The sequence below is a fragment of the Variovorax sp. SPNA7 genome (assembly GCF_033807855.1).
Lineage (GTDB): Bacteria > Pseudomonadota > Gammaproteobacteria > Burkholderiales > Burkholderiaceae_C > Variovorax > Variovorax beijingensis.
This window is the reverse complement of the sequence record NZ_CP138513.1, coordinates 5,285,840-5,310,768: the sequence shown is the minus strand read 5'-3', so window position 1 is coordinate 5,310,768 and position 24,929 is coordinate 5,285,840. Positions and strand designations below refer to the sequence as shown.

Genomic DNA, 24,929 nt, shown 5'->3' with positions numbered 1-24,929 from the left:
CGGTATCATCGCGCCCCATGCTCGAGCAACGGATTCAGCAACACTTCATCGACAGCGCCGACCTCAAGTACCAGGCCGGCCCCATCCTCAGCAAACCCATTTCGCAGGCCATGCAGGCGATCCTCGCGTGCGTGACCAGCGGCGGCAAGGTGCTGGCCTGCGGCGCGGGCGTCTCGGGCCTGCTGGCGGCGCAGTTCGCGGCGCAGTTCGTCGGCCGCTTCGAGCGCGAGCGTCCCGAGCTCGGCGCCATCGCGCTGCCCGGCGATCCCACCGATCCGGCGGCCGACAGCGCCGCTGCCACCGACGTCGACCGTTTTGCCCGCCAGGTGCGCGCGCTCGGCCAGGCCGGCGACGTGCTGCTGGCGCTGAGCGCGAGCGGCCAGTCGGCGGCCGTGCTGGCCGCGGTGCTGGCTGCGCACGAGCGCGACATGACGGTGGTGGCGCTGCTCGGCAACGCCAGCGCCGGCCAGCCGGCATCGCCCGGCGCTGGCAGCAGCGGAACCGGTGGCGCCATCGGCCGCGCGCTGCGCGAAACGGACGTCCAGATCGGCGTGTCGCACGAACGTGCGGCGCGTATCCACGAAATCCACCTGCTCGCACTGCACTGCCTGTGCGACGGCGTGGATGCCCAGCTACTCGGAGAACAGGAAGCTTCCACATGACAACGACACCGTTCCAGCGCTTCGCCATTGCACTTGCCTCGGGAACCGTCCTGGTTGCCGGGCTTTCGGCCTGCGTGCCGCTCGTGGTCGGAGGGGCCGCGGCGGTGGGCGTGGGCATGGTCGCCACCGATCGCCGCAGCTCCGGCGCCCAGCTCGACGACCAGGGCATCGAGCTGCGCGCGGCGGCCCGCGTGCGCGAGATCGCCAACGACAACATGTACGTGAGCGTCACCAGCTTCAACCGCCAGGTGCTGCTGACCGGCGCCGTGGGCAGCGAGGCCGACCGCCGCCGCGTCGAAGAAGTGGTGCAGCGCGTGGACAACGTGCGCTCGGTGGTCAACGAGCTCACCATCGGCCAGTCCAGCACCTTCCAGGAACGCTCGAACGACCTGTTCATCAGCGGCAAGGTCAAGGCCTCGCTGCTCGATGCCAAGGACATCTTCGCCAATTCGTTCAAGGTGGTGACCGAGCGCGGCGTGGTCTACCTGATGGGCATCGCGACGCGCCGCGAAACCGACCGCGCGACCGAAATCGCGCGCGGCATCTCGGGCGTGCAGAAGGTGGTGCGCGTGGTCGAGGTGGTGAGCGAGGCCGAGCTGGCCAGCCAGGCGCAGCGCGGCGGCACCGGGGCACCCGCCCCGGCGCCCGCGGCCGCGCCGCAGTCGGCGCCCGGGTCTTCTTCGTCGTCGCGCGTGCCGCTGCCGCCGATGGAGCCGCTGCCGCCGGCCCAGCCCGGCGGCGCAACGACCACGCCGGTACGCTGAGCCATAAAAAAAGCCCGCTTCGCGCGGGCTTTTTGTTTACTTGAGCCGGATGATCAGGCTCGACGTGTCCCAGCGCCGCCCGCCGGCCTGCTGCACGTCGGCATAGAACTGGTCGACCAGCGCCGTCACGGGCACGCGCGCGCCGTTGCGCTTGGCCTCGTCGAGCACCAGGCCCAGGTCCTTGCGCATCCAGTCGACGGCAAAGCCGTAGTCGAACTTGCCGTCGATCATGGTCTTGCCGCGGTTGTCCATCTGCCAGCTCTGGGCGGCGCCCTTGCCGATCACCTCGAGCACCAGCTTCATGTCGAGGCCGGCGCGCTGGCCGAAGGCAATGGCTTCGGACAGGCCCTGCACCAGGCCCGCGATGGCGATCTGGTTCACCATTTTTGCGAGCTGGCCGGCACCGCTGGCGCCCAGCAGCGTGACGGCACGCGCGAAGGCGTCCATCACCGGCTTGACGCGCTCGAAGCTCGACTTGTCGCCGCCGCACATCACGGTGAGCGCGCCGTTCTGCGCGCCGGCCTGGCCGCCGGACACCGGCGCGTCGATGAACTGCAGTCCGGCCGATGCCGCCGCGTTCGCGAGCTCGCGCGCCACGTCGGCCGAGGCGGTGGTGTGGTCGACCAGCACGCTGCCTTTCTTCATGCCAGCAAAGGCGCCGTTCGGGCCCAGCACCACGGCGCGCAGGTCGTCGTCGTTGCCCACGCAGCTGAAGACGATGTCGGCGCCCGCGGCCGCTTCGCGCGGGGTGGCGGCATGGCGGCCGGGCGCGCCGAATTCGGCGACCCAGGCCTCGGCCTTGGCCGGTGTGCGGTTGTAGACCGTGACCTTGTGGCCGGCCTTGGCCAGGTGCCCGGCCATCGGGCCGCCCATGACGCCAAGGCCCAGGAAGGCCACCGTCTGGGAGGGGGTGGATTCGTAGGTTCGGGGATTGATGCTGCTCATGGGCGAGAGCTTAAAGCCAACGCGAAGCCCGCGTCACCTGCGCCTAAACAATCGCAAAGTGCTCCGTACCCGCCGAGAGATCCGTGCTGCGCGCGCGCTGGCTGTTGAGCTTGATCTGCAGGCGCAGGTCGTTGGCCGAATCGGCGTTGCGGATGGCGTCCTCGAAGGTGATCGAGTGGCTCTCGAACAGGTCGAACAGCGCCTGGTCGAAGGTCTGCATGCCGAGGTTGCGGCTCTTCTTCATGATCTCCTTGATCTCGCCCACCTCGCCCTTGAAGATCAGGTCGGAAATGAGCGGCGTGTTCAGCAGCACTTCCACCGCCGCCACGCGGCCCTGGCCGTCCTCGGTGGGCACCAGGCGCTGGGAGATCAGCGAGCGCAGGTTCAGCGACAGGTCCATCAGCAGTTGGGCTCGGCGCTCTTCGGGGAAGAAGTTGATGATCCGGTCCAGCGCCTGGTTGGCGCTGTTGGCGTGCAGCGTGGCCATGCACAGGTGGCCGGTCTCGGCAAAGGCCACCGCGTGCTCCATGGTCTCGCGGTCGCGGATTTCGCCCATCAAAATCACGTCGGGCGCCTGGCGCAGCGTGTTCTTGAGCGCGGCTTCCCAGCTGTCGGTGTCGATGCCCACTTCGCGCTGCGTGACCACGCAGTTCTTGTGCGGGTGCACGAATTCGACCGGGTCTTCCACCGTCACGATGTGGCCGTAGGAATTTTCGTTGCGCCAGTCGATCATGGCCGCCAGCGTGGTCGACTTGCCCGAGCCCGTGGCGCCCACCAGGATGGTGAGGCCGCGCTTGGTCATCGACACGTCCTTGAGCACCTGCGGCATGCCCAGGCCGTCGATGGTGGGCAGCTTGGCCGGAATGGTCCGCAGCACCATGCCGACCTTGCCCTGCTGCACGAAGGCGTTCACGCGGAAGCGGCCGATGCCGGTTGGCGAGATCGCGAAGTTGCATTCCTTGGTGCGCTCGAACTCCGCCGTCTGGCGGTCGTTCATGACCGAGCGCGTGAGCGCCAGCGTGTGCTGCGCCCCCAGCGCCTGCTGCGACACCTTGGTGACCTTGCCGTCCACCTTGATTGCGGGCGGAAAGTCCGCGGTGATGAACAAGTCGCTGCCGTTGCGGCTCACCATGAGCTTGAGCAGGTCGTTGATGAACTGGCTGGCTTGATCGCGTTCCATGATGTGTCGGTGCTCCGAAGGGCTGGGATCAGCCAGGGAAATTCTCGGGGATCTTGGCTTTACCGCGTGCTTCCGCCGCCGAAATGGCATTGCGGCGCACGAGGTCGGTCAGGTTCTGGTCCAGCGTCTGCATGCCCGCGCCCTGGCCGGTCTGGATGGCCGAATACATCTGCGCCACCTTGGCCTCGCGGATCAGGTTGCGGATGGCCGGCGTGCCCAGCATGATCTCGTGCGCCGCCACGCGGCCCTGGCCGTCCTTGGTCTTGCACAGCGTCTGCGAGATCACGGCCTGCAAGGATTCGGACAGCATGGCGCGGATCATTTCCTTTTCCTCGCCCGGGAACACGTCGATGATCCGGTCGATGGTCTTGGCGGCCGACGAGGTGTGCAGCGTGCCGAACACCAGGTGGCCCGTTTCGGCCGCGGTCATGGCCAGGCGAATGGTTTCCAGGTCGCGCAGCTCGCCCACCAGGATGGCGTCCGGGTCTTCGCGCAGCGCCGAGCGCAGCGCGTTGGAGAACGACAGCGTCATCGGCCCGACCTCGCGCTGGTTGATCAGGCACTTCTTGGATTCGTGCACGAATTCGATCGGGTCTTCCACCGTGAGGATGTGGCCGTACTCGTTTTCGTTCAGGTAGTTGACCATCGCGGCCAGGGTGGTGGACTTGCCCGAGCCGGTGGGCCCCGTCACCAGCACCAGCCCGCGCGGCTTGAGCGCCAGTTCCGCGAAAATCTTGGGCGCGTTGAGCTGCTCCAGCGTGAGGATCTTCGAGGGAATGGTCCGGAACACCGCCGCCGCGCCGCGCGCCTGGTTGAAGGCATTCACACGGAAGCGCGCGAGGCCGTCGATCTCGAACGAGAAGTCGACCTCCAGGAACTCTTCATAGTGCTTGCGGTGGGTGTCGCTCATGATGTCGTACACCATGGCGTGCACCGACTTGTGGTCGAGCGCATCGACGTTGATGCGCCGCACGTCGCCGTGGACGCGGATCATCGGCGGCAGGCCGGCCGACAAGTGCAGGTCGGAGGCTTTGTTCTTGACGCTGAATGCCAGCAGCTGGGTAATGTCCACGGGGGTCCTCGGCTCGAGTTCGGTGACGTTTTGATACGATTTTGGAAGATTATGACGATGATTGGCGACGACCTCCAGCAAGTAAAGAACCGGATCGCAAAGGCCTGCGCCGAACATGGGCGCAACCCGGCCGAAGTCCGGCTGCTGGCGGTGTCCAAGACCTTCGGCCCCGAGGCCGTGCGCGAGGCCCACGCGGCGGGCCAGCGGGCCTTCGGCGAGAACTACGTGCAGGAGGGGCTGGACAAGATCGCGGCGCTTTCGGACCTGCGCGCAGAACTCGAATGGCACTGCATCGGCCCTCTGCAGAGCAACAAGACGCGGCCCGTGGCCGAGCATTTCGACTGGGTGCACGGCATCGACCGGATCAAGATCGCCGAACGTCTTTCGGCGCAGCGGCCGGCGCATCTGCCGCCGCTTCAGGTGTGCCTGCAGGTCAACGTGGACGGCGGCGCCAACAAGTCCGGCGTGCCGCCTGAAGAGGCGTTGCCGCTCGCGCGCGCTGTGGCGGCGTTGCCACATTTGCGGCTGCGCGGGCTCATGGCCATTCCCGAACCGGCGCCGGATTTCGCCGCGCAGCGCGAACTGTGCCTGCGCGCCCGGGCGGTGTACGACGCGATCCGCGCCGCTGGCATCGAACTCGACACGCTCTCGCTGGGCATGAGCGCCGACCTCGAAGCGGCCGTGAGCGCCGGCAGCACCATGGTGCGCATCGGAACCGCCATCTTCGGCGGTCGGCCCAAGGCCGCCTGACGGGCGCTAAACGGCCAGCGGCAGCCGCGCGCTGCTCTTGATTTCTTCCATCACCGCGTAGGTGCGGGTTTCGCGCACGCCCGGCAGTTGCCACAGCACCGTGCCCGCGAACTCGCGGTAGGCCGCCATGTCGGCCATGCGGGTCTTGAGCAGGTAGTCGAAGCCGCCCGCGACCATGTGGCATTCCATGATCTCGTCGCGCAGCTGCACCGCCGCCTTGAACTGGTCGAACACGTTGGGCGTGGTGCGGTCGAGCAGGATTTCGACGAACACCGTGAGTCCGCGCCCGAGCTTGTGCGGATCGAGCCGCGCCTCGTAGCCCTGGATGAAACCGTCGCGCGTGAGCCGCTGCACCCGGGCCAGCACGGCGGTGGGCGAGAGCGCCACCGTTTCGGCCAGCTTGAGGTTGGTGATGCGGCCGTCTTCCTGAAGAATCTTCAGCAGCCGGAGATCGATGCGATCCAGATCCAGGTCGAGCATTGGTGAATTATCCGGCTGGGCCCATATTTTTTGGCAAAAGATTCGGTCTATATCCAAAGACCATAGGGGATAGAACCAAGGAACTGCCATGCACCTGCCCATCCCTTACCGCCCTGAAGCCGATGTCGTCTCGCACCGGCTCGCCTCGCTCGAAGGCGCGCTCGACTGGCGCGCCGCGGCCGCCGCCGCCACGCCCTGGGTGGAGGCGGTGCGCCGCCATCCGCCGCCGTTCTGGGCCATGGAAAGCCTGCTGCGCGAATACCCGATCTCCAGCGCCGAGGGCCTTGCGCTGATGCGCCTGGCCGAGGCGCTGCTTCGCGTGCCCGACGCCGCCACGGCCATCGCGCTCACGGCCGACCAGCTGGGCCGGGCCGATTTCGAGGGCACGGCCGATTCCACGCTGTCGCGGCTGTCGTCCGCCGCCATCGCGATGTCGAAGAAATTCCTGCCCGAAGGCGACCATCCGCCCGGCCTCATGGCCAAGCTCGGCTCCCGCACGGTGGTGGCCGCCACGCTGCGCGCGGTGCAGCTGCTGGGGCGCCAGTTCGTGCTGGGCCAGACCATCGCCGAAGCCATGGACGAGGCCCGCTCGGCGCACCGCCGGCAGGGCGCGCTGCGCTTCAGCTACGACATGCTCGGCGAGGGCGCGCGCACCGACGCCGATGCGCTGCGCTACCTCGAGAGCTACACGCAGGCCATCGGCGCCATTGCGGCCGGTGCCGATGCGGCGCGCGGGCCCGAGCACAACGACGGCATCTCCATCAAGCTCAGCGCGCTGCATCCGCGCTACGAGGACGCGCAGCGCGAGCGCGTGATGCGCGAGCTGGTGCCGCGTGTGTGGCAGCTGTGCGAGCTCGCGGCCGATGCCGGCCTCAACCTCACCATCGATGCCGAAGAGGTCGACCGGCTCGAGCTGTCGCTCGACGTGTTCGAGGCGCTGGCTGCGCGCGTGGCCGCCGAACGGCCGCAGTGGCGCGGCTTCGGCCTGGCGCTGCAGGCCTACCAGACGCGCGCGCTCGAACTGATTGCGCACGTCACGGCGGTGGCGCGCCGGCACAAGCTGCGGCTGATGTGCCGCCTCGTGAAGGGCGCCTACTGGGACGCCGAGATCAAGCGGGCCCAGGAACTCGGCCTGCCGCACTATCCCGTCTTCACGCACAAGCACCACAGCGACGTGAGCTACCTGGCCTGCGCGCGCGCGCTGCTGTCGGCGCCCGATGCGGTCTATCCGCAGTTCGCCACCCACAACGCGGGCACCATCGCCGCCATCCTGCAGATGGCCGAGGCGGCCGGCGCGCCCTTCGAGCTGCAGCGCCTGCATGGCATGGGCGAGGGCGTCTACCGCGAAGTGATGAAGAGCACCACAGCGCCGGTGCGCGTGTATGCGCCGGTGGGCCAGCACAAGGACCTGCTCGCCTACCTCGTGCGGCGCCTGCTCGAAAACGGCGCCAATTCGTCGTTCGTGAACCAGCTCGGCGACGAGCAGGTGGACATCGGCGAGCTACTGATGTCGCCGCTCTGGCTCGAAGAGGCGAACCCCGCCCTGCCGCTGCCGCCCGCGCTCTTCGGCCCGGCGCCGGCGCGGCGCAACAGCGAAGGCATCGACCTTGCCGTCGAGCCGATGCGCGCGCCGCTGCTGGCGGCGCTGGAGACCACCGCGGTGCCGCATGTCGAGGTGTTCGATGCCGCCAGCGCGCCCAAGGCCGTGGCCGCCAGCGCCGCCGCCTTCCGCAGCTGGCGCAAGACGCCGGTCGAGGCGCGCGCCGCCATGCTGCGCCAGGCCGCCGACGCGCTGCAGCGCGAGCTGCCGCGCTTCTGCGCGCTGCTGGTCAAGGAGGCCTTCAAGACCTGGGGCGACGCGGTGGCCGAAGTGCGCGAGGCCGTCGACTTCCTGCGCTACTACGCCGACGAGGCCGAACGCATCATGCAGCCGGTGGCGCTGCCCGGCCCCACGGGCGAGAGCAACGAACTGCGGCTCACGGCGCGCGGTCCCTGGGTGTGCATCAGCCCGTGGAATTTTCCGCTCGCGATCTTCGCGGGCCAGGTGGCGGCCGCGCTCGCCACCGGCAACACGGTGCTCGCCAAGCCGGCCGAGCAGACGCCGGCTGTCGCGCTCGAAGCCGTGAAGCTGCTGCACGCCGCCGGCGTGCCGGCCGATGCGCTGCAGCTGCTGCACGGCCCCGGCGAAACCGTGGGCGCCGCGCTGGTGGCGGCGCCGGGCGTGGCGGGCGTGGTGTTCACCGGCTCGACCCAGGTGGCGCGCATCATCCACCGCGCGCTCGCGGCCAAGGACGGCCCGATCGTGCCGCTGATCGCCGAGACCGGCGGCATCAACGCGATGCTGGTCGATTCGAGCGCGCTGCCCGAGCAGGTGGTCGACGCCGTGGTGCAGAGCGCATTCCGCTCGGCCGGCCAGCGCTGCTCGGCCTTGCGGCTGCTGGTGCTGCACGAGGGCATCGCCGACGCGGTGATCGAGATGATCCGCGGCGCGGCCGGGGAACTGGCCGCCGGCGACCCGGCGCTGCTGTCGACCGACGTGGGGCCGGTGATCGACGCCGAGGCGGCCGACAACATCCGGCGCCACCTGAAGCGGCTGGATTCGGAGGCGAAGCGGCTGCTCGCGCCGGCTTCTTCTTCAACCGAAGGCAACCTGATCGCGCCGCAGGCCTACGAGGTGCCCTCGATCGACAGCGTGACCAGCGAGATCTTCGGGCCGGTGCTGCAGATCGCGCGCTGGGGCCAGGGCGCGCTGAGCGATCCCGCCGAGGTGATCGATCGCATCAACGCGCTCGGCTACGGCCTCACGCTCGGCATCCAGACCCGCATCGACTCGCGCGCGCAGGCGCTCGCGACGCGGGCGCACGTGGGCAACATCTACGTGAACCGCAACATCATCGGCGCGGTGGTCGGCGTGCAGCCCTTTGGCGGCGAGGGGCTCAGCGGCACCGGGCCCAAGGCCGGCGGGCCGCACTATCTTTACCGCTTCTGTGCCGAGCAGACGGTCACGGTCAACACCACGGCGGCCGGCGGCAACGCGGCGCTGCTGAGCGCGGTGGCCTGAGGCCGCTGTTCGTCTTCAGCGCAGGGGATTGCCGTCTTCTTCCGCGCGCGCGGAGGATGACCGGCTGTTGAACTCGTCGATCAGCGCGCCGTAGGCCGGGCTGGTGCGCAGCCGCGCATATTCGGCGGCGGCCTGCCGGTAGGCGGGGCTCGACGGATCGGCGCCCGCTTCGCCGTACTGCTGAGCGGCCAGGCCGGAGCGGACCCACAGCTGCGTGTCGGCCGCCACGGCCGCGCGGCTGTTCGCCGACACCCGCGGCTCGGGCTGCGGCGAACCTTCGGCATAGCCTTGCGTCGGCGCGCTCGCGAGCCACTGCCGGGCCTCGGCCGAGACAGCGGCGCGCGTGGTGGAGGAGGCGAACGGCACGGGGCGCGGATCGCCTTCCGCATAGTTGCCGGCAAGGCTCGGCGCGGCGGCCAGGCCCAGCAGCGACGAGATGGCGGCCGTGGCCAGGAGGCGGGTGCAAGAGCGGGTCATGGAATCGGTCCTTTCGATCGGTGGTTGGTAGCACCCACTCTAGAAACCCCAGCTGGGACGCCGATGACCCGGCGATGACCGTTTTGTCATGTTCGGCCAAACCTCTCTTGCATAACCGCCATCGCGGCGCGCATAAGACATGGCGCGGCGGGCGCGAGAGGTCTATCGTTGCGGCCATCCATTCAAACCAAGGGATCTCCCATGAGTGAAAAGCTCTCCTTCGTCAATCCGACCGCCAACAGCCCCTGGGGCACCTACCTTTCGCAGGTCGACCGCGTGGTGCCGTACCTCGGCCCGCTGGCCCGCTGGGTCGAGACGCTCAAGCGCCCCAAGCGCGCGCTGATCGTGGACGTGCCGATCGAGATGGACGACGGCACCATCGCCCACTTCGAGGGCTACCGCGTGCAGCACAACATGAGCCGCGGCCCGGGCAAGGGCGGCGTGCGCTTCCACCCCGATGTCACGTTGGAAGAAGTGATGGCGCTGTCGGCCTGGATGACCATCAAGACCGCGGCCGTCAACCTGCCGTACGGCGGCGCCAAGGGCGGCATCCGCGTCGACCCGAAGAAGCTTTCGCTGCAGGAACTGGAGAAGGTCACGCGCCGCTACACCAGCGAGATCGGCATCATCATCGGCCCGCACACCGACATTCCCGCGCCCGACGTCAACACCAACGCCCAGATCATGGCGTGGATGATGGACACCTACTCGATGAACGTCGGCGGCACCGCCACCGGCGTGGTCACGGGCAAGCCGCTGCACCTGGGCGGCTCGCTGGGCCGCGTCAAGGCCACCGGCCGCGGCGTGTTCGTCACCGGCCGCGAAGCGGCGCGCCGCCTCGGCATGGACCTGCGCGGTGCGCGCATCGCGGTGCAGGGCTTCGGCAACGTGGGCTCGGTCGCGGCCGAGCTCTTCGCGGAAGCGGGCGCGAAGATCGTCGCGGTGCAGGACCACACCGGCACCATCGTCAATTCGAACGGCCTCGACCTCGCGACGCTGATCCCGGTGGCCAACAAGGAAGGCGTCGTCGCCTTCAAGGGCGGCGAGGTGGTGCCCAACGAAGCCTTCTGGGACGTGGCCTGCGACATCCTTATTCCCGCGGCCCTCGAAGGCCAGATCACCGCCGAGCGCGCACAGAAGACCAGCGCCAAGCTGGTGCTCGAAGGCGCCAACGGCCCCACGGTGCCCACGGCCGACGACATCCTGGCCGAACGCGGCGTGCTGGTGGTGCCCGACGTGATCTGCAACGCCGGCGGCGTGACGGTCTCGTACTTCGAATGGGTGCAGGACTTCTCGTCCTTCTTCTGGGACGAGGACGAGATCAACGTGCGCCTGGACCGCATCATGATGAAGGCGCTCAACCAGATCTGGGACACGGCCGACAGGCACAAGATCACGCTGCGCACCGCCACCTATGCCGTCGCTTGCGAGCGCATCCTGATGGCCCGTCAAGAGCGGGGCTTGTACCCCTGATCCGCTGAAGCCAAGGTTGTACGCTCGGGGGATGAGCATCTCTCCCGAGCAACAACTTCCGTCCATTCCCGAAGACAGCCTGGCCCGCCTGCAGGCCCTGATGGCCGATGGGCGGCGCAAGTTGCTGGGGCTGGTCGGTGCACCCGGCGCGGGCAAGTCCACGCTCGCGCTGGCGCTGCTGCGGGCCGTGGGCGCCGGGCGCGCGCAGGTCGTGCCGATGGACGGCTTCCACCTGGCCAACGTCGAGCTGCAACGGCTCGGCCGCGCCGGCCGCAAGGGCGCTCCCGACACCTTCGACAGCGCCGGCTACGTGGCGCTGCTGCAGCGGCTGCGCGAGCAGGGCCAGGACGACCCGATCGTCTATGCGCCCGAATTCCGCCGCGAGATCGAGGAGCCGATCGCCGGTGCCATCGCGGTGCTGCCGCAGACCCAACTGGTCATCACCGAAGGCAACTATCTTCTGCACGACGACGGCCCCTGGGCCGGCGCGGCGGCCATGCTCGACGAGGCCTGGTACGTCGACATCGATGACGCCGTGCGCGAGGAGCGGCTGCTGAAGCGCCACCAGCAGTTCGGCCGCAGCGCCGAGGCCGCGCGCGACTGGGTGGCCGCCACCGATGCGCCCAACGCGCGCCTGATTGCCGCCACGCGCGGGCGTGCGCACCACCTGCTGCACTGGTCCTGAAAATTTGCGGCGGCGGGGAACACCGGCGCTCGGGCGTGCTCGAAGCTTCGCCGGCGGACACGCCGGTTAGGATTCGCCGCTCCATGACCCTGCCTCCCCTTTCCACTTCGGTTCTTTCCGTCCTTCGCACGCCCGCTCTGGTTCTCGGCCTCGCGTCCATGCTGGTGCTCGCCGGCTGCGGCAGCAGCGGCACGCGCCGCGTGTCGTACGAGACCGAGGAGTTCGACTCCACCACCACCCACACGCGCAGCTACGCCGCCACGGAGGCCCAGACCTGCGAAGCCGCGCGCCGCGCGCTGCTGAGCCAGGGCTACATGATCAGCGCGGCCAACACCGACCTGGTGACCGGTCGCAAGAGCTTCCAGCCGGCGTCCGAGGTGCATGTGGAGGTCGAGTTCCGCGTGGTGTGCGCGCGCGAGGGCGGCAAGGCCGGCAAGCGCAGCACCGTGGCCTTCGCGACCGCGCTGCAGGACCGCTACGGCATCAAGAAGGTCAACAACTCGGCCAGCGTGGGCGTGGGCGCCTTCGGCTCGCTCTCGCTGCCCTTTGCCGGCAGCGACGACGCGATGGTCAAGGTGGCCAGCGAGACGCTCACCGACGAGCTGTTCTATGACCGCTTCTTCGTGCTGCTCGACCGCTTCCTCGAAGGCCAGGGCGGCGAAGAGCCTGAAGTTCCGAGCGTGGCGCCCGAGGCGCCGCGGCCCGCCGCGCCGTTGAACCCCGCGGCGCCGGCCACCACCTTTCCGGTGAAGCCGGTGCCGAATCCGGGCTGATTGCGCGCCAGGGCGCTCAGCGCACCAGCGTCGATTTTCCGAACAGGCTCTCGATCAGTTCCACCGCCACCTCCGCGGTCTGGTTGCGCACGTCGAGCGCGGGGTTGAGTTCCACCACGTCGACCGAGCCGAGGCGGCGGGTGTCGGCGACCATTTCCATGCACAGCTGCATCTCGCGGTAGGTCGGGCCGCCGCGCACGCCGGTGCCCACGCCGGGCGCGATGTTCGGGTCGAGGCAGTCGAGGTCGAAGCTCACGTGCAGGTGGGTGTCTTCGTCCACGTCCTGCAGCGCCTCGGTCATGGTGGTGCGCATGCCGTGCTCGTCGATGTGGCGCATGTCGAACACATGCAGGCCGAGCGCGCGGATGGCGTCCTTCTCGTCGGTGTCGACGCTGCGGATGCCGATGAAGCGGATGGCATCGTGCTCCAGCGCCGCGCGCTCGCCGCTCCAGCCGGTGAGCGCCGCCGGCCCGTGGCCCAGCAGGCAGGACACGGGCATGCCGTGCAGGTTGCCGCTCGGGCTGGTGGTTTCGGTGTTGACGTCGGAGTGCGCATCGAGCCACAGCACACGCAGCTTCTTGCCCCGCTTGCGCACATGCCAGGCCACGGCGCTGATCGAGCCGATGGCCAGGCAGTGGTCGCCGCCCATCATGAGCGGCACGTGGCCGGTGCCCAGGGCGGTGTCGACGGCGGCATAGACCGAGCGGTTCCAGGCAATCACCTCGTCGAGGTGGCGCAGGCCGTTGGCCGGCGCGGTCCACGGGGTGGCGGGGCCCGCGAGGTTGCCGCGGTCGATCACGGTGAAGCCCTGCCGCGCGAGCGCCTCCGGCAGCCCGGCCACGCGCAGCGCATCGGGGCCCATGCCGGCGCCGCGCACGCTGGCGCCGACGTCGGTGGGCGCGCCGATCAGTTCGAGGGTGGTGCCGTTGTCGTTGCTCATGTGGATGTTCGTCCGATGTGCTCCCACAGGTAGGCGTAGCCCAGGGCGTCCATAAAGGCCGCCTCCTTGTTGTCGGTGGCTGCGCTGTGGCCGCCTTCCATGTTTTCGTAGAAGCTGCTGTCGTAGCCCATGGCGGCCAGCTTCGCATGCATCTTGCGCGCATGCACCGGGCCCACGCGGTCGTCGCGCGTCGAGGTGGTGAAGAGCGCCGGCGGATAGGGCTGGCCCTTCTTCGCGTTCTCGTAGGGCGAGAAGGCCTGGATCCAGGCCCATTCTTCCGGGTCGTCCGGGTCGCCGTATTCGGCAATCCACGAGGCGCCGGCCGAAAGATGCGTGTAGCGCTTCATGTCGAGCAGCGCCACCTCGCTCACGATGGCGCCGTAGAGCCTGGGATGGAGCGTGAGCATGTTGCCCATCAGCAGGCCGCCGTTGCTGCCGCCCATGGCGCCCAGGTGCCGCGGCGAGGTGATGTTGCGCGCGATGAGGTGCTCCGAAACCGCGGCGAAGTCTTCGCAGGTGCGCAGGCGGTCGCGCTGCAGCGCGGCCTGGTGCCAGCGCGGCCCGTACTCGCCGCCGCCGCGGATGTTGGCGACCACGTAGACGCCGCCCTGCTCGAGCCATGCGCGGCCGATGGCACCGCTGTAGCTGGGCTGCAGCGAGATCTCGAAGCCGCCGTAGGCGTACTGCAGCGTGGGGTTCCTGCCGTCGGCCTGCAGGTCCTTGGGCGCAATCTCGAAGTAGGGCACGCGCGTGCCGTCCTTCGAGGTGGCGAAATGCTGGCTCACGCGATAGCCGGAGGCATCGAAGAAGGCGGGGCTGTCCTTCAGCGGCTCGGGCTCGCCCCGGCCGATGGTCCCGATGTAGAGCGTGGTCGGCTGCAGGAAGCCGCTCACGGTCAGGAAGTAGTCGTCGTTCTCGTCCTCGTCGATGCCGCCGGCCGCGATGGTCGAGAGCTCGGGCGCGCCGCCCAGGCTCTCGCGTTTCCATTCCTTGGAGCCGGCCCCTGGCGTGAGCACTTCGAGCCGGTTCACCACGTCGTGCATCACGTTGAGGATCAGGTGGTGGCGGGTCCACGAATAGTCGTCGAGCGCGGTGGTGTCGTCGGGCTCGAACAGCACGGTGATCTCGCGCTGGCCGGCCATGTAGTCGTCGAAGCGCGCCGCCAGCAGCGAGCCCGGCTTGTAGGTGGCGCCGCCCACGGTCCAGGGGCTGCGCGGCTCGACCAGCATCCACTCGCGCGTGACCTCGGTGCTGGCATCGTCGGGCACGTCGATCTTCACCAGCCGGCCGTCGCCCGCGCGCAGCCAGGTCTCGCTGTCGTAGAAGTCCATCTGGCGCGAGACGAAGTCGCGCTCGAAGCCCGGCGTGTTGTCGCGCCAGGCGCTGACCGTCATGTCGTCCTCGCCGCCTTCGTAGACCGTGGCCGCGCTCGCAAGCGGCGTGCCGCGCTTCCATTCCTTGACGATGCGCGGGTAGCTCGAACTGGTCATCGAGCCGGGGCCGAAGTCGGTGGCCACGTAGAGGTGGTCGATGTCCTTCCACGCCACGTTGCTCTTGGCCTCGGGCAGCGTGAAGCCGCTCGCGACGAACTGCTTGAGCTCGAGGTCGAACTCGCGCACCACGTCGGCATCGGCGCCGCCGCGCGAGAGCGAGATCAGGCAGCGCTTGTAGCCGGGCTGCAGGCAATCGGCGCCGTGCCAGACCCAGTTTTCCTTGTCGGCCTCGGCCAGCGCATCGAGGTCGAGCACGGTTTCCCAGTCGGGCTGGGGCTTGCGGTATTCGGCCAGCGTGGTGCGCCGCCACAGGCCCTTGGGGTTCGTCTTGTCGCGCCAGAAGTTGTAGAAGAACGGGCCGATCTTGCGCACCATCGGAATGCGGGCCTCGGAGTCGAGCACTTCGAGGATGCCCTGCTTCATCCGCTCGAAGGCGGGCGACTGCGCATAGCGCTGCACGGTCTTCGCGTTGTGCTGGCGCGCCCATTCGAGCTGTTCGGCGCCGTCGATGTCTTCGAGCCACTGGTGCTCGTCGGTCTGCGTGGAAGCGGTGGATGTCATGGGCGCAGTGTACGAATCCGCCGTGAAGAAAGGCATGCCGCCGTCAGGGTCGGCCGAAGCTATTGAATTCATAGCGCACCGCGCACCGCTCTAGTGACAAACCCGCGTTCGGTGGTTTGGCCTCGATGCGCGGGGCTCCCACGGGTATCCTGCCGGACGGCGCCTGCGCACACAAGGAGACACGACACATGAAACACCTGAGCGGTCTTGATGCCACCTTCCTGCACCTGGAAACCCCCGAGATGCCGATGCACGTGGGCTCGCTCAACGTGCTCGACCTGCCCAAGGGCTACAACGGCGATTTCTACGAGGACGCCAAGCAGTTCATGGCCAGCCGCATCCACCTGGCCGACGTGTTCACGCGCAAGCTCGCGCTGATGCCCTTCGACATGACCAACCCGGTGTGGGTGGCCGACGACGACATCGACCTCGACTACCACGTGCGCCACATCACGCTGCCCAGGCCGGGCACCAACCGGCAGCTGCAGCAGTACGTGGCCCGGCTGCATTCCACCTTGCTCGACCGCAGCCGCCCGATGTGGGAGTTCTTCATCATCGACGGCCTGAAGAGCGGCCAGGTGGCGCTCTACACCAAGGTGCACCATGCGGGCATCGACGGCCAGGCCGGCGTGGCGCTCGGCAAGGCCATCTTCGACCTCGAGCCGACGGGCCGCGTGGTCAAGCCGCCGCGCGCACGCCCGCGCAGCAGCGGCTACCAGCTGGGCATGGCCGAGCTCGCGACCGCGGCGCTGCGCAACACGGCGCAGCAGTACGTCAAGCTCTTCAAGATGGCGCCGGCCATCGCGCGCGCGCTCGGCGGCCTTGCCAAGCCCGACGAAAAAGCGGCCGAGAAGGACGCCGCCACCGCGCCGAAGAAGTTCAACCTGTTTGCGCCGCGCACCTCGCTGAACGTGTCGATCACCAACCAGCGCACCTTTGCCGGCCGCACCATTTCGCTGGCCGAGACCAAGCACATCGCCAAGCATTTCGGCGTGTCGCTCAACGACGTGGTGATGGCCACCGTGGCCGGCGCGCTGCGCCACTACCTGGCCGACAACAACGAGCTGCCCGCCAAGCCGCTGGTGGCCGGCGTGCCCGTGAGCCTGCGCGAAGCGGGCGACGACACGGCCAACAACCAGGCCAGCATGATCCTCGTGAGCCTGGCCACCGACATCACCGACCCGGTGCAGCGGCTGAAGGCGATCAATGCGTCGTCGAACAGCTCGAAGTCGACCATGAACCGCTTCAAGGCGGTGATCCTGGACGACTTTCCCACCTTTGCCGCGCCCTGGCTGGTGTCGGGCATCGCCTCGATGGTGGGCCGCTCGGGCCTCGTGAACCTGCTGCCGCCGGCCGCCAACGTGGCCATCTCCAACGTGGCGGGCGCGCCGTTCCCGATGTACTTTGCGGGCGCGCTGGTCACCAGCTACTACCCGGTGTCGATTGCGAGCCACGGCACCGCCCTCAACGTCACGGTGCAGAGCTACAACGGGCGCATGGACTACGGCCTCATCGCCTGCCGCCGCGCGGTGCCCGACATCACCGAGATCGGCGACTACATGCTGGCCGAGCACCAACTGCTGCTGGGCCTGACGCAGACGCACCCGGCAGCGGCGGGCGCGGCGCCCGCGAAGACAGCGGCGGCTCCCGAGCCGGCACCCGCCGTGAAGGCGGCGCCCAGGCCGGTTGCAAAAAAAGCCGCAGCGAAGAAGTCGCCGGCGGCAAAAGCCCCCACCGCCAAGCCACCGGTCGCCAAGACCGCCTCGAGGAAAGCACCGGCCAAGGCCGCAGCACCCAAGGCCGCGCCGCGCAGGCCCGCGGCGCCCGCCAAGCGCGCCAGGGTGGCCGCTGCGGCATGATCGGCAGGCCCGCACGCCGGAAAATTGGGGCAGTTGGACTAGTTTTCCGACCGTTCTAGCTTTCCAGGCCTAGGCACTCTGGAAGAAGATCACTTCATCGCGAATCCCATGAATCTCGCTATCCGATCAACTTCCAGGAAATCCAAATGACCACCACGCAAGCTTCCTTCTCTTCCGCCGCCATCCACGTCATCGGCCAGTACAACGACGCCGGCAAGACCCTGGTGGGCGCCTACCGCGCCGGCGTCCATCGCCTGCTCGGCGGCGCTGCTTCGCGCTACAGCGAATTCCTGGGCAGCCGCCAGATTCCGCTGGTGAGCGAGCAGGTCAAGGCCAACCTGATCGGCGCGCAGGAAAAGATCAACGGCTTCCTGGCCAACCGCCTGGACATCGACACCGGCCGCATCGTCTCGGTGATGGACCGCGTCGCCGCGGGCACCACGAGCGGCATCGAAACCGTGGCCGGCCGCGTGGCGCGCGTCGAATCGCCCGTCGTGAGCTCTGTGGTCAAGACGCTGAATGCGCTGAACCAGCCGATCGCCAACGTGTCGGTGCAGATCGCCGACAAGGTGGCTGCCGGTGCCAGGCAGATCGAAGTGCGCGTGAGCGGCGCTGAAGAAGCCAAGCCCGTGCGCAGCGTGAAGGCCAAGGCCGCCGCTGCCAAGAAGCCGGTTCGCCGCACCGCCGCCCGCAAGGCGGCCTGACCCTGGAGCAACAACGCATGGCGACCCGCCCCGATCCGACGGACGATTCCAGGAAGAAGAGGGCGGCGCCTGCGAAGCCTGCAAGGAAAACTCCTGCGGCCAGGAAGGCGCCCGCAGCCGGGAAGAAGGCTGCGGCATCGAAGAAGAGAACGGCTGCTGCCGCACCGGACACCGCGCCGGGCAAGAAGGCCGTCGGCGCCGAGGGCCTGCTGCGCGCCGGCCTCAAGGTGCTCGGCAATGTGCGCGACGACGTCGCCAAGCGCCAGGCCAATGTGATCGAGGGATTGCTGGGCATCGGCCAGGCCCGGTTCGATCCGGCGGCGGGTGCCAAGGCCGCGGTTCCCCGCGGCTTTCCGGGCCTCGACAGCTTCGGCCTGCGCAAGTTCGAGGACGTGTTCGACCAGCGCGTGGCCACCGCGCTGCAGCGCCTGGGCATGCCCAGTGCGCAAGAGGTGCAGGCGCTGCGCGAAGAAGTCATTCGGCTGCGCGAACGCCTCGCGCAACTCGAGCCCAGGAACGCCGGCCCGCGCGGCAGCGGCAAGCGCTGAGCGCCAGCAGCCCGGCGAAGCACCGACGCACGCAGCAGCACCAGCCGGTTGTGGCCAGTTCCAACACCACGCGTGACCGCATCCTGCAGGCCAGCCTCGCGCTGTTCAATGCGCAAGGCCTGGCGGCGGTGTCCACGCACAAGATCGCGGCCGAGCTCGGCATCAGCCCGGGCAACCTGCACTACCACTTCAAGGCCAAGCAGCTGATCGTCGAATGGCTGTTCCGGCGCTTCGAGCAGCGGCTCGAGGTGCTCGACGGCTCCGCGGGTTCGATCACCGCCATCGACGACCTCTGGCTCGCGCTGCACCTGCGCTTCGAAGCCATCGACCAGTACCGGTTCATCTACCGCGACATGGCCTTCCTGGCCGGCGAATACCCCGCGCTCGGCCAGCGCGCCCAGGCGCTCACTGCGCAGAACCTGCTGGCAGCCCAGGCGCTGTGCGAAGGGCTGGTGGCCTCGGGCGTGATCGAGACCAGCGCCGAGCAGGCCCGCATCCTCGCGCTGCAGATGGTCTTCACCACCACCTGCTGGCTCTCGTTCGAACGCCTGGTGCCGGGGCGCGACGCGCTCGCGCAGGCCGACCCGGGATTGGCGGCTTTCTACACGCTCACCCTGATTTCCCCGTATGTTTCGAGCGAATCGAGGGCTTACCTTGATTACCTGCGGGGCAAATACCTCGGATAAAGATCGTTGTTGTCCGACGAGGCGGTGAAACTTTGGTTCGCCATGCTCGTCCCACAGAACAAGGAACAGAAAGGAAAGCCGCCCTCATGACCACCGCCACCCGAGACCCCATCGCGCCGCCGTCGGGCCTGCTGCTGCTGGCCGAAGCGCGCGCGCTCTGGGAAACGGGCGCCGGCATCGCCATGTGGCCGCTGCTGCAGCTTGCGCCGCGCGGCGACGGGCATCCGGTGCTCGTGCTGCCCGGCCTCGTGGCGGGCGACGGCTCCACGCTGGTGCTGCGCCGCTACCTGTGCAGCCGCGGCTACGACGCGCACGGCTGGGGCCAGGGCCGCAACTTCGGCCCGCGCGAAGGCGTGGAAGACGGCATGCTCGCGCTGCTGAAATCCCTCGCTGAAAAAAGCGGCCAGAAGGTCAGCGTGATCGGCTGGAGCCTGGGCGGCGTCTATGCGCGGCTGCTGGCGTCGGCGCAGCCGGCGCTGGTGCGCAACGTCATCACCCTGGGCAGCCCGTTCTCCGGCAGCCCGCGCGCCACCAACGCATGGCGCGTGTACGAGGGCGTGAGCGGCCAGAGCTCGCACGACCCGCGCCGCATGAAGTTCGTGCAGCCCACGCCGCCGGTGCCCACGACCTCGATCTTCAGCCGCACCGACGGCGTCGTCGCCTGGCGCTGCAGCCTCGAGAAGCCGGGGCCGCAGGCGGAAAACATCGAGGTGGTCGCGAGCCACCTGGGGCTTGGCGCGCATCCGGCGGTGCTCTTTGCGGTGGCCGATAGGCTTGCGCAGCCGGAGGACGGCTGGAAGCCCTTCAACCGCGGCCTGCTCGGGCCGCTGGTGTATCCCGATCCAGGCCGCAAGGCCTGAGTTCCGGCGGGGTCAGGCCCCGGCCCAGACGTCCAGCACGTAACGCTGGTCGGCAATCATCTGGTCCATCCATGCCGTGCCGTCATGGCCATGCTCGCGCGCCAGGTCGGCCAGCGTGCGCCGCACATCGGGCTCCATGCGCGAACCGTCGCCGCACACATAGATCACCGCGCCCGCTTCCAGCAGCTTCCACACGGCCGCGCCCTGCTCGCGGATCAGGTCCTGCACATAGACCTTGCGCTCGCCCGCGCGCGAGAACGCCGTGTGCAGCTTCATCAGGCCGCGGTGCGACCAGGCCTCGAGCTCCTCGGCATAGATGAAATCCTGCTCGGGATGGCGGCAGCCGAAGAACAGCATCGCATCGCCCAGCACTTCGCCGCGCTCGACCTGCGCCGCGCGCTCCTGCAGGAAACCGCGGAACGGTGCAAGGCCGGTGCCGGGGCCGATCATGACGAGCGGGCGCTGCGCATCCTCGGGCAGGCGGAAGCCTTCGGCCGTGGTTTCGCGGATCACGCCGTGCACCGTGTCGCCCGCCTCGGCGCGCGCCAGGTAGTTGGAGCACACGCCCTCGAAGGTGCCGTTGCCCGACAGCGCCGGCGCGCTCACCACGCCCACGGTGACGCTGCAGCGCCCCGGCGTCATCGTGGGCGAGGACGAGATCGAGTAGTAGCGCGGCGAGAGCGGCGACAGCATCTCGAGGAACACCGCGAACGGCAGCTGGCAGGCGCGGTGCTCCTCGAGCAGGTCGAGCAGCGACCTGCGCCTGTGCAGCACTTGCGCCTTGTAGGCGGCCTGCGAGGCGTCGTCGCTGCCCGAGAGCGCGGCGAGCTTCGGCCGGGTGGCCGGGCACTCGGTGTATGCCGCGAGCGTGGCGATCTGCTTGCGCGTGGCCACGTCCTGCAGTTCGACATAGTCGCCGAGCAGGCGGTCGACCGCGATCACCTGGTCGACCGGCAGCGCGGTCTTGCGGCCCGAGTCGGCATGCAGCCGCACATGCGCGGCGCGGTCGAATCCGAAGCGCGCCATCGCGCGCTCCACCTGCGCCGGGCTGTTGCGCGGCACCACGCTCAGGTGGTCGCCGGCGCGGTAGTCCACGCCTTCGGGCAGCATCAGCTCGACGTGGCGCGTGGAGCGGCCCGCTTCGCCGGCGCTGCCGGGATCTTTCTGCAGTTCGCGGTTCTCGATCACGCGCAGCGCCACCGCGCCCAGCGCGTCGACGAGCGCGTTCTTCTGCGGCGGCGGCAGTTCCTCGAGCGTGTAGAGCGGCTCGGCCTCGGCAGGCGTGTCGGCGCCGGACTGGATGCCGAAGGCCTTCACCAGTTCGGGCCAGAGCGCGTCGCTCCAGTCCTGGAAGGCGCCGTCCATGTCCTCGCGCGCATCGCCCTCGCCGCGCGGATGCACGCGCGTGGCGCCGAGCGCGCCGAGCCGCTCGTCGATGCGCCGCGGTACCGCCTGGTAGGTGGCGGCCCAGTCGGTGTTGCCGCAGCCGAAGACGCTGAAGCGCACGCCGTTGAGTGAGTCGTCGGCCTTGTCGAGCCAGCGGTGGAACTCGGCCGCGTTGTCGGGCGCCACGCCGTTGTACGAGGCGCAGACGATGGCGACGGCGCCATTGGCGGGCAGACGCTCGGCGTAGTCGTCGAGCGAGGCCACCTGCGTCGAGAAGCCGCGCAGCTCGCCGGCCTCGGCCAGCTGGCGCGCCAGGTCTTCGGCCGTGCCGAGGTTGGAGCCCTGCAGCACCAGGAGCGACGTGCCGTGCCGCGCGGCCTGCGGCTTGCGCGCAGCGGGCCTGGTGGGCTGCACCGGCGCGGCGGCCGCATCGGCGGTGTTGCCGCGCGGCCGCGTGGCCGGGTCGCGCAGCAGCGCCTTGATCCTGAAGTTCTCCGGCTTGATCGTGAGCGCCTCCTTGATCCTGAGCTTGTAGCCCGTGTGATCGACGAGGTCGAAGCGCTGCAGGATCATGCCCAGCGTGAGCACCGCTTCCTGCAGCGCGAACTGGCGCCCGATGCAGGCGCGCTGCCCGTTGCCGAAGGGCTTGAAAGCATTCACTGGCCGCTCGCGCTCGGCCTCGCGGCTGAAGTGGTCGGGGTTGAACTCGTCGGCGTCCTCGCCCCAGATGCCCTTGTCGCGATGCAGCGCCAGCGCATGCATGATGACCATGTTCTTCTTCTTGATCGTGTACTGGCCGCCGATGGTGGTGTCTTCCTTCGCGCGCATCGCGATGGCGGGCGCGGTCGGGTACAGGCGCAGCGCCTCCTTCAGCACCTGCATCACGTACTGCAGCCGGTTGACCTGCGCATAGGTCGGCTTCAGCGAGGTGTCGGGGCCGAACACGTTGTCGACCTCGGCCTGCGCCTTGGCCAGCGCCTCGGGGTTCTTCAGCAGGAAGTAGATCGCGAACGAGAGCAGGCCGCTGGTGGTCTCGTGCCCCGCGATGAGGAATTCGATGCACTCGTCGCGGATCATCTTGTCGGTGAGCTTCTCGCCGCTCTTCTTGTCGACCCCCGCGATCATGTAGCTCAGCAGGTCGGGCTTGGTGGCAATGTCGGCCCCGCCCGCGCGGCGCTCCTCGATGATGTCTTCCACCATCTTGTGCATGAAGCGGATGTCCTTGCGCTGCTGCGCGAGCTCCTTCTTGAGCATGAACTCTTCGAGCGGCAGGCCGCGGCGGTTCTGCACCGTCTCCAGCGTGCGCACCATCGCATCGACGAAGGGATGGAAGCCTTCGCGGTAGAACGAATTGAAGCGGTAGCCGAAGCCGCACAGGCCGATGGTGTCGAGCGTGAGCGCGGTCATGTCGCGCACCACGTCCACCTCTTCGTCGAAGTTCAGCCGCTCCCACTTGGTGACCAACTGGCCGGCGATGTCCAGCATCATCGGGTGGTAGGCCTGCATGGCACGCTGGCTGAAGTTGGCCAAGAGGATGTTGTGCGGCTTCGACCAGGTTTCCTCGTGCGTGTCCGAGGTGAAGAGCCCGTGCGATGCGGCACGCAGCCTGCGCAGCGCGCCGCGCGTGCTCTTGTCGAAGCGCGCCTCTTCGCAGAGCTCGTCGACCAGCGCGGGCGAGGACACCACGATCACCGGCATGCCCGGCATGTCGAGCCAGTAGATGCCGCCGAGCTCCTGCGCGATCTTCCACATGTCGAGCACGGGGGAGTCGGAGCCGATCGACAGCAGGTTGCCGACGAACGGCTTCTTGGCGGGATGCGGGATCGGATGGAGCGAGTTTTTGCCTGCCATGGGTGTCGTGCCTTTGGAGTGGACCCGCTTCGGAGATTCCGGCGTGTGACTCCGGAGTATCCCGAGGGCACCGGTGGGGGGCAGGACGGGGTTTCCCTTAGGCTGGTTCGGTGCTTTGTTCGGTGGCGCCGCTGATTCAGGGCGCGCTCCCGCCGACGGGGTACCTTGCTCCGCGAATGTCCCCCGCGCTTCGCGCTCCTCCTTTATTTCGCTGCGCAAGGCACCCCATCGGCGGGAGCGTGATCAGAGCACTGGTTGATCAGCGGTGCACCCGGAGCGTGCCCTGGTGCACAGAGCATCGGGTGCTCCCCGCAGCGAAATAAAGGAGGAGGGGCGTAGCCCCGGGGGACATTCGCGGAGGGGAGTACCCGGTGATCTGTGCACGCGCCCTGAAGGACTTCAGCCGCAACAGCAAGCAGAAGCCCTCAAGGCCGAACCATCTTGCATTCAGACCCCTGCGCCAGTTCGTTGCCCGTATAGACAGCATCCGTCCGGAAGCCGTAGTTCGTCCCTTCCCAACCCACCTTCACGCTCTTGCCGTCGACCGGCGCAATCGTGTTGACCACCTGCGGCAGCAGCAACTGGTGGTCCTCGGCGCGCATGCGGATCGGCCCCACCACCGAGTCGTAGCTCATGTCCTCGAGCGCACGTGCCACCTTCACCGTGTCGGTGCTGCCGGCCTTGTTGATCGCGGCGGCCAGAAGACGCGGCGTGAAGTCGATGCGCGGCGCCAGGAAGTCCTTGCCCGTCTTCGCCTTGTAGGCCTTGGCCAGCGCATCGGCGCGCGGCGTGTCCGCCTGCCCCGGATGCCATTCGGCCACCCAGGTCAGCTGCCCGAGCTTGGCCTGCGACACCGCCAGCACCGTGCCCGGCACCGAGCCCGCGCTGTGGTTGAAATAGCGCAGGTTGTAGCCGGCGTCGCCCGCGGCCTTGAGCAGCAGCGTCATGTCCTGGCCCCAGTTGCCGGTGATGACCGAGTCGGCACCGCTCTGCTTGATGTTCGCGATGTAGGGTGAGAAGTCCTTCACGCGGCCGATGGGGTGCAGCGTTTCACCGGCGAACTGCACATCGGGCCGCGCCAGGCCCACCAGCTGGCGCCCATAGCTCGCCCACTGCTTGCCGTGGGCATAGTCCTGGTTCAGCAGGTAGACCTTCTTCACGTCGGGCGTCTTCTTGATGTAGTTGGCCAGCGCCTTCATCTTCATCGCGGTGTTGGCCTCGGTCTGGAAGTGCCAGAAGCTGCAGTTCTTGCCGGTCATCTCGGGGTCGATCGACGAATGGTTCAGCACGATCAGCTCCTTGCCCGGGTTGCGCTGGTTCCAGCGCGCCACCGACTGCACCAGCGCCGTCACCACCGAGGAGCCCGACCCACCCGTGACGATGGCCTTGGCGCCCTGGTCGATGGCCGCCTGCAGCGCGCTCTGGCTCTCCTGCGCCGAGAGCTTGCTGTCGAACTGCAGCAGCTGCAGCTTCGTGCCGCCGAGCACGCCGCCCTTGGCGTTGATTTCTTCGATGGCGTACTGCGTGTGCGTGAGCATCAGCTCGCCCACGTTCGCGAACGGCCCCGAGAGCGGGTCGATGTAGGCGATCTTGTAGCTGGGCTGCTGCTGCTGAGCCTGCGCGCCGCCGGCAACGGCCAGCAGGCAGGCGAGGGCGATCGGCGCCAGTGGCGCGTGCTTGGACTTCATGGTTTGTCTCTCTCGGTTTTCTTGGGGGGGA

21 protein-coding genes are annotated in these 24,929 nt (G+C 68.5%); 12 read left to right on the top strand and 9 right to left on the bottom strand.

Annotated features, from left to right (window positions below; all coding sequences use genetic code 11):
- Window positions 1-17: 17 nt before the first annotated feature.
- Window positions 18-662, top strand: coding sequence for an SIS domain-containing protein (locus tag RZE77_RS24830; protein WP_319439701.1), 645 nt, complete (start codon window positions 18-20; stop codon window positions 660-662).
- Window positions 659-1,426 carry a BON domain-containing protein gene (locus RZE77_RS24825; protein ID WP_319439700.1) on the top strand — a complete coding sequence of 256 codons (768 nt, stop codon included), beginning with the start codon at window positions 659-661 and terminating at the stop codon, window positions 1,424-1,426. Before RZE77_RS24830 ends, RZE77_RS24825 begins: the two co-directional genes overlap by 4 nt.
- A gap of 36 nt (window positions 1,427-1,462) precedes the next feature.
- Here RZE77_RS24825 and RZE77_RS24820 read toward each other — a convergent pair whose 3' ends face one another.
- From RZE77_RS24820 to RZE77_RS24810, 3 genes are read right to left on the bottom strand one after another with little or no spacing between them, the layout of a single operon-like run.
- A complete protein-coding gene (locus RZE77_RS24820; protein WP_319427908.1) occupies window positions 1,463-2,371 on the bottom strand; it encodes an NAD(P)-dependent oxidoreductase in 909 nt (302 codons plus the stop codon).
- A gap of 43 nt (window positions 2,372-2,414) precedes the next feature.
- Window positions 2,415-3,551 (bottom strand): PilT/PilU family type 4a pilus ATPase, encoded by a 1,137-nt coding sequence (locus tag RZE77_RS24815; RefSeq protein ID WP_124958857.1) that lies wholly within the window; start codon window positions 3,549-3,551, stop codon window positions 2,415-2,417.
- Window positions 3,552-3,579: 28 nt separating this feature from the next.
- The gene (locus RZE77_RS24810; RefSeq protein WP_015867574.1) at window positions 3,580-4,623 is read right to left on the bottom strand and encodes a type IV pilus twitching motility protein PilT; all 1,044 of its coding nucleotides are present in this window, start codon (window positions 4,621-4,623) and stop codon (window positions 3,580-3,582) included.
- A gap of 51 nt (window positions 4,624-4,674) precedes the next feature.
- Here RZE77_RS24810 and RZE77_RS24805 point away from each other — a divergent pair, with 51 nt between their 5' ends.
- Window positions 4,675-5,373 carry a YggS family pyridoxal phosphate-dependent enzyme gene (locus RZE77_RS24805; protein WP_319439699.1) on the top strand — a complete coding sequence of 233 codons (699 nt, stop codon included), beginning with the start codon at window positions 4,675-4,677 and terminating at the stop codon, window positions 5,371-5,373.
- A 6-nt stretch (window positions 5,374-5,379) separates the two neighbouring features.
- Here RZE77_RS24805 and RZE77_RS24800 read toward each other — a convergent pair whose 3' ends face one another.
- Window positions 5,380-5,853: an Lrp/AsnC ligand binding domain-containing protein gene (locus RZE77_RS24800; RefSeq protein WP_319439698.1), complete on the bottom strand. Its 474-nt coding sequence runs from the start codon at window positions 5,851-5,853 to the stop codon at window positions 5,380-5,382.
- Window positions 5,854-5,941: 88 nt separating this feature from the next.
- On the opposite strand from RZE77_RS24800, the gene RZE77_RS24795 reads away from it, so the two are divergent.
- The gene (locus tag RZE77_RS24795; protein WP_319439697.1) at window positions 5,942-8,914 is read left to right on the top strand and encodes an L-glutamate gamma-semialdehyde dehydrogenase; all 2,973 of its coding nucleotides are present in this window, start codon (window positions 5,942-5,944) and stop codon (window positions 8,912-8,914) included.
- Window positions 8,915-8,929: 15 nt separating this feature from the next.
- Here RZE77_RS24795 and RZE77_RS24790 read toward each other — a convergent pair whose 3' ends face one another.
- On the bottom strand, window positions 8,930-9,391 hold the full coding sequence (locus tag RZE77_RS24790) for a hypothetical protein (protein WP_319439696.1): 462 nt from the start codon (window positions 9,389-9,391) through the stop codon (window positions 8,930-8,932).
- Window positions 9,392-9,592: 201 nt separating this feature from the next.
- On the opposite strand from RZE77_RS24790, the gene RZE77_RS24785 reads away from it, so the two are divergent.
- The 3 genes from RZE77_RS24785 to RZE77_RS24775 all read left to right on the top strand — a co-directional run bounded on the left by RZE77_RS24785 (window position 9,593) and on the right by RZE77_RS24775 (window position 12,322).
- A complete protein-coding gene (locus RZE77_RS24785) occupies window positions 9,593-10,864 on the top strand; it encodes a Glu/Leu/Phe/Val family dehydrogenase (RefSeq protein ID WP_319439695.1) in 1,272 nt (423 codons plus the stop codon).
- A gap of 31 nt (window positions 10,865-10,895) precedes the next feature.
- A complete protein-coding gene (locus RZE77_RS24780; RefSeq protein ID WP_319439694.1) occupies window positions 10,896-11,549 on the top strand; it encodes a nucleoside/nucleotide kinase family protein in 654 nt (217 codons plus the stop codon).
- Window positions 11,550-11,632: 83 nt separating this feature from the next.
- On the top strand, window positions 11,633-12,322 hold the full coding sequence (locus RZE77_RS24775; protein ID WP_319439693.1) for a DUF2242 domain-containing protein: 690 nt from the start codon (window positions 11,633-11,635) through the stop codon (window positions 12,320-12,322).
- Window positions 12,323-12,338: 16 nt separating this feature from the next.
- Here RZE77_RS24775 and rocF read toward each other — a convergent pair whose 3' ends face one another.
- Both rocF and RZE77_RS24765 read right to left on the bottom strand, forming a co-directional pair.
- A complete protein-coding gene (rocF, locus tag RZE77_RS24770; RefSeq protein ID WP_319427900.1) occupies window positions 12,339-13,262 on the bottom strand; it encodes an arginase in 924 nt (307 codons plus the stop codon).
- The gene (locus RZE77_RS24765; protein ID WP_319439692.1) at window positions 13,259-15,316 is read right to left on the bottom strand and encodes a prolyl oligopeptidase family serine peptidase; all 2,058 of its coding nucleotides are present in this window, start codon (window positions 15,314-15,316) and stop codon (window positions 13,259-13,261) included. Before RZE77_RS24765 ends, rocF begins: the two co-directional genes overlap by 4 nt.
- Before the next feature lie 188 nt (window positions 15,317-15,504).
- On the opposite strand from RZE77_RS24765, the gene RZE77_RS24760 reads away from it, so the two are divergent.
- The 5 genes from RZE77_RS24760 (at window position 15,505) to RZE77_RS24740 (ending at window position 19,973) form a co-directional block, all read left to right on the top strand.
- Window positions 15,505-17,175: a WS/DGAT/MGAT family O-acyltransferase gene (locus tag RZE77_RS24760; RefSeq protein ID WP_319439691.1), complete on the top strand. Its 1,671-nt coding sequence runs from the start codon at window positions 15,505-15,507 to the stop codon at window positions 17,173-17,175.
- Window positions 17,176-17,321: 146 nt separating this feature from the next.
- Window positions 17,322-17,879, top strand: coding sequence for a hypothetical protein (locus RZE77_RS24755; protein WP_319439690.1), 558 nt, complete (start codon window positions 17,322-17,324; stop codon window positions 17,877-17,879).
- Window positions 17,880-17,896: 17 nt separating this feature from the next.
- The gene (locus RZE77_RS24750) at window positions 17,897-18,427 is read left to right on the top strand and encodes a phasin family protein (protein ID WP_319439689.1); all 531 of its coding nucleotides are present in this window, start codon (window positions 17,897-17,899) and stop codon (window positions 18,425-18,427) included.
- A 50-nt stretch (window positions 18,428-18,477) separates the two neighbouring features.
- Window positions 18,478-19,113, top strand: coding sequence for a TetR/AcrR family transcriptional regulator (locus RZE77_RS24745; RefSeq protein WP_015867559.1), 636 nt, complete (start codon window positions 18,478-18,480; stop codon window positions 19,111-19,113).
- Between the two features lie 86 nt (window positions 19,114-19,199).
- Window positions 19,200-19,973, top strand: coding sequence for an esterase/lipase family protein (locus RZE77_RS24740; RefSeq protein WP_319439688.1), 774 nt, complete (start codon window positions 19,200-19,202; stop codon window positions 19,971-19,973).
- 12 nt (window positions 19,974-19,985) lie between these two features.
- Here the strand turns inward: RZE77_RS24740 and RZE77_RS24735 are convergent, their stop codons facing one another.
- Entirely contained in the window at window positions 19,986-23,210 is a 3,225-nt protein-coding gene (locus RZE77_RS24735; RefSeq protein WP_319439687.1) for a bifunctional cytochrome P450/NADPH--P450 reductase, read from the bottom strand.
- A 425-nt stretch (window positions 23,211-23,635) separates the two neighbouring features.
- Window positions 23,636-24,898 carry a branched-chain amino acid ABC transporter substrate-binding protein gene (locus RZE77_RS24730; protein ID WP_319439686.1) on the bottom strand — a complete coding sequence of 421 codons (1,263 nt, stop codon included), beginning with the start codon at window positions 24,896-24,898 and terminating at the stop codon, window positions 23,636-23,638.
- Window positions 24,899-24,929: the final 31 nt, after the last annotated feature.

What these genes read in the sequence shown, in the direction of transcription:
- RZE77_RS24805 (WP_319439699.1), top strand. Translation starts at nt 4,675, where the DNA reads ATGACGATGATTGGCGACGACCTCCAGCAAGTAAAGAACCGGATCGCA.
- RZE77_RS24735 (WP_319439687.1), bottom strand. Translation starts at nt 23,210, where the DNA reads ATGGCAGGCAAAAACTCGCTCCATCCGATCCCGCATCCCGCCAAGAAG.
- RZE77_RS24820 (WP_319427908.1), bottom strand. Translation starts at nt 2,371, where the DNA reads ATGAGCAGCATCAATCCCCGAACCTACGAATCCACCCCCTCCCAGACG.
- RZE77_RS24790 (WP_319439696.1), bottom strand. Translation starts at nt 9,391, where the DNA reads ATGACCCGCTCTTGCACCCGCCTCCTGGCCACGGCCGCCATCTCGTCG.
- RZE77_RS24780 (WP_319439694.1), top strand. Translation starts at nt 10,896, where the DNA reads ATGAGCATCTCTCCCGAGCAACAACTTCCGTCCATTCCCGAAGACAGC.
- RZE77_RS24800 (WP_319439698.1), bottom strand. Translation starts at nt 5,853, where the DNA reads ATGCTCGACCTGGATCTGGATCGCATCGATCTCCGGCTGCTGAAGATT.
- RZE77_RS24830 (WP_319439701.1), top strand. Translation starts at nt 18, where the DNA reads ATGCTCGAGCAACGGATTCAGCAACACTTCATCGACAGCGCCGACCTC.
- RZE77_RS24815 (WP_124958857.1), bottom strand. Translation starts at nt 3,551, where the DNA reads ATGGAACGCGATCAAGCCAGCCAGTTCATCAACGACCTGCTCAAGCTC.
- RZE77_RS24755 (WP_319439690.1), top strand. Translation starts at nt 17,322, where the DNA reads ATGACCACCACGCAAGCTTCCTTCTCTTCCGCCGCCATCCACGTCATC.
- RZE77_RS24775 (WP_319439693.1), top strand. Translation starts at nt 11,633, where the DNA reads ATGACCCTGCCTCCCCTTTCCACTTCGGTTCTTTCCGTCCTTCGCACG.
- RZE77_RS24785 (WP_319439695.1), top strand. Translation starts at nt 9,593, where the DNA reads ATGAGTGAAAAGCTCTCCTTCGTCAATCCGACCGCCAACAGCCCCTGG.
- RZE77_RS24730 (WP_319439686.1), bottom strand. Translation starts at nt 24,898, where the DNA reads ATGAAGTCCAAGCACGCGCCACTGGCGCCGATCGCCCTCGCCTGCCTG.
- RZE77_RS24760 (WP_319439691.1), top strand. Translation starts at nt 15,505, where the DNA reads ATGAAACACCTGAGCGGTCTTGATGCCACCTTCCTGCACCTGGAAACC.
- RZE77_RS24740 (WP_319439688.1), top strand. Translation starts at nt 19,200, where the DNA reads ATGACCACCGCCACCCGAGACCCCATCGCGCCGCCGTCGGGCCTGCTG.
- RZE77_RS24795 (WP_319439697.1), top strand. Translation starts at nt 5,942, where the DNA reads ATGCACCTGCCCATCCCTTACCGCCCTGAAGCCGATGTCGTCTCGCAC.
- RZE77_RS24765 (WP_319439692.1), bottom strand. Translation starts at nt 15,316, where the DNA reads ATGACATCCACCGCTTCCACGCAGACCGACGAGCACCAGTGGCTCGAA.
- RZE77_RS24825 (WP_319439700.1), top strand. Translation starts at nt 659, where the DNA reads ATGACAACGACACCGTTCCAGCGCTTCGCCATTGCACTTGCCTCGGGA.
- rocF (WP_319427900.1), bottom strand. Translation starts at nt 13,262, where the DNA reads ATGAGCAACGACAACGGCACCACCCTCGAACTGATCGGCGCGCCCACC.
- RZE77_RS24750 (WP_319439689.1), top strand. Translation starts at nt 17,897, where the DNA reads ATGGCGACCCGCCCCGATCCGACGGACGATTCCAGGAAGAAGAGGGCG.